The sequence below is a fragment of the Mesorhizobium sp. M7A.F.Ca.AU.001.01.1.1 genome (assembly GCF_004022735.1).
Classification (GTDB): domain Bacteria; phylum Pseudomonadota; class Alphaproteobacteria; order Rhizobiales; family Rhizobiaceae; genus Mesorhizobium; species Mesorhizobium ciceri.
On record NZ_RZPF01000360.1, the window covers coordinates 1 to 2,651 of the forward strand.

Consider the following 2,651-nt stretch of genomic DNA (forward strand, 5'->3'; position numbering starts at 1 on the left):
GCTGCAGCTCGACATGATGATCGCCGAGTTCGAACGCATGGCCGTCGAGCTGGAGCTTCAGATTACCGCCGAGGAAAAGAAGGCCGGCATCACCGACATCAACCATTTCGCCTATCCGACCTTCGCCAAGGCGGCTCGCCTGCGCCGCGACAATCTCAGGAATTCCCAAAGCGACCTCGCCCAGCAGCGAAGCGCCGCCGAATCATTACTCGGCGAAGCTGAAGCGGAGCTTTCCAAAGCGGAAATGCTGGAATCGCGCGACACGAAGATCCGCGAAGCCGAAGTCGGTGGCCGCAGCGCCATGATCGGCTAAAACCCTGCCCTTGGCGACGTCAACGCTCGCCATCGGACTGGCGCATTGTCGCGGCTTGCGGCCCGGCGGAATACGCCCAGAAGAATGAAACCCGCCCTACGCGGCCCAATCCCCTTCATTCTCGGCAATTGCCCTTGCACGGGCATCCTTGATATCCGGCGCATGCTGCTCCGCCCATGACCTGATCTGGGTAAGCAGTCCCGCCAGGTTCTGACCGAGCTCGGTCAATTCATATTCGACGCGCGGCGGAATGACCGGAAAGATCTCGCGCCGTACCAATCCGTCGCGCTCGAGCACGCGCAGCGTCTGGGTCAGCATCTTCGGCGTGATGCCGTCAAGCTTCCGGGCAAGCTCGCCATTGCGCAGCCGGCCTTTGCGCAGCGCGCAAACCACCAGATAGACCCATTTGCTGGCCAGCATCTCCAGCACCGTGTGCGAAGGACACGTTCGCCGGAACGCGTCATAGCCGAAACCGCAATCATCTTCACTATCCATGAGGTGCGTATGTATCAGAAAGGTACATACTGGACAAGGGACTATTACTATCCAAATGATAGTGGCATCAACCGAGCAGGAGATATCTCAATGCGTGCCGCTATCCAGAATTCCGTCGGCGGACCCGACGTCCTTGTCATCGCCGATCAGCCCGATCCCACGCCAGAGGCCGGCGAAGTGCTGGTCGGTGTCAAGGCCGCGGGCATCAATCCGGTCGATGGCGCCGTCCGTGCCGGCTACTACCCCTTGCTCGGCGAGCCGCCCTTCATCCTGGGTTGGGATATCTCGGGAACTGTCGAAGCACTCGGCGCCGGCGTCACCGGCTTCAAGATCGGCGACGAGGTGTTCGGGATGCCGCGCTTTCCCAAGCAGGCCGCCGCCTATGCCGAGTTGGTTGCCGTACCTGCCGATCAAATCACACTGAAGCCGAAGGGCGCGGGCCACCTCGAGGCAGGCGCCTTGCCGCTGGCCGGCCTCACCGCCTGGCAAGGGCTTGTTCGCCACGGCGGGCTGAAATCGGGGCAGCGCGTATTGGTGCATGCGGGAGCCGGCGGCGTCGGTCATCTGGCGGTGCAGATCGCCAAGGCGCGCGGCGCCCACGTCGTCGCCACGGCCAGCCCGGGCAAGCTCGATTTCGTCCGCAACCTCGGCGCCGACGAGGTCATCGACTACACCAAGGGCGATTTCACCGACCAGGTTCGCGACATCGATCTGGTGCTGGATCCAATGGGGGGCGACCACGCCCAACGCTCGCTGAAGGTGCTCAAGCGTGGCGGCGTGCTGGTGTCACTGCTCGATGTCAGCGACGACACAAGGGCGCACGCCAGTGCGCGCGATATTCGGGTCGAGCGTATGTCGGTCTTCCCCGACAGGGAGGGCCTGCTGGAACTGGCTCGGTTGATCGATGCCAACAAGATCACCGTCCATGTGGCGAAGAGCTTCCCACTGGACCAGGCGGGGGCCGCTCACGCCTTCCTTGCCACCAAGCCGATCGGCAAGGTTGTGCTGTCGCTCTGAGCGGAACGGTGACCGTGAAAAACAGAAGGGCGCGGAGTTAGCCGCGCCCTTCATCTAAATTCGCAATGGTCAGTGCCGGTATTGCTGGATGCGTGTCGTGCGCAGCCCGGCAAGGCCGTATTCGTCGATCGACGCCTGCCAGGACAGGAATTCCTCGGTGGTGAGCTTGTAGCGTTGGCATGCCTCGTCCAGGCTCAAAAGCCCGCCGCGCACGGCCGCAACCACTTCCGCCTTACGCCGGATAACCCAGCGACGTGTATTGGTCGGCGGCAGATCGGCAATCGTAAGAGGGCTGCCGTCAGGCCCGATAACATATTTGACTCTCGGTCTAACCAGATCGGTCATCGTACTCTCTACAAAAAACTCAAAGACCCAATCCCCGCCACGTTACCGCCACAGCTTTAAAAATTGCCTAAGCAGACCCTAATGACTAGGTAAGGATCATGAACGCCGCGTTAGTCTTTTCGCCGGCATTTGAAACATCTGCCCGCAAACCCTGATTTGCCGGGGGAAAATGCATCCCTTGGCGAAGATCGGCCACAAACGGTGAATCGCCCTGCACGCTGGCGCGCCGGTAAAGCTTGACCTATATTCTCGACATTGGCATTGAGGCGCCGCGCAGAACGAAAGCATCATGAACAGTCTCGATCTTCCCGGACGTCCCGAAAACACCCGCATCGTCGTCGCCATGTCCGGCGGTGTCGATTCATCGGTCGTCGCCGGCCTGCTGAAACGCGAGGGCTACGACGTCGTCGGCGTCACCTTGCAGCTCTACGACCACGGCGCGGCGACGCACCGGGCCGGCTCATGCTGCGCGGGGCAGGAC

General features: G+C 61.6%; 4 protein-coding genes and 1 pseudogene. 3 read left to right on the forward strand and 2 right to left on the reverse strand.

The window, feature by feature from the left end:
* The first annotated feature begins 1 nt into the window (after position 1).
* Positions 2-313 carry a flagellar export protein FliJ gene (locus tag EN884_RS21065; RefSeq protein WP_245491958.1) on the forward strand — a complete coding sequence of 104 codons (312 nt, stop codon included), beginning with the start codon at positions 2-4 and terminating at the stop codon, positions 311-313.
* A 96-nt stretch (positions 314-409) separates the two neighbouring features.
* Here the strand turns inward: EN884_RS21065 and EN884_RS21070 are convergent, their stop codons facing one another.
* Positions 410-808, reverse strand: coding sequence for a helix-turn-helix domain-containing protein (locus EN884_RS21070; protein WP_013529906.1), 399 nt, complete (start codon positions 806-808; stop codon positions 410-412).
* Positions 809-898: 90 nt separating this feature from the next.
* Between EN884_RS21070 and EN884_RS21075 the strand changes: the two genes are divergently transcribed.
* Positions 899-1,825 carry an NADP-dependent oxidoreductase gene (locus EN884_RS21075; RefSeq protein ID WP_063168875.1) on the forward strand — a complete coding sequence of 309 codons (927 nt, stop codon included), beginning with the start codon at positions 899-901 and terminating at the stop codon, positions 1,823-1,825.
* A 69-nt stretch (positions 1,826-1,894) separates the two neighbouring features.
* On the opposite strand, the gene EN884_RS21080 is transcribed toward EN884_RS21075, so the two are convergent.
* Positions 1,895-2,170, reverse strand: a complete 276-nt coding sequence (locus EN884_RS21080) for a DUF1153 domain-containing protein (RefSeq protein WP_013529904.1) — start codon at positions 2,168-2,170, stop codon at positions 1,895-1,897.
* A gap of 289 nt (positions 2,171-2,459) precedes the next feature.
* Between EN884_RS21080 and EN884_RS39685 the strand changes: the two are divergent.
* Positions 2,460-2,651, forward strand: a pseudogene (locus tag EN884_RS39685) (7-cyano-7-deazaguanine synthase); the annotation flags it as partial.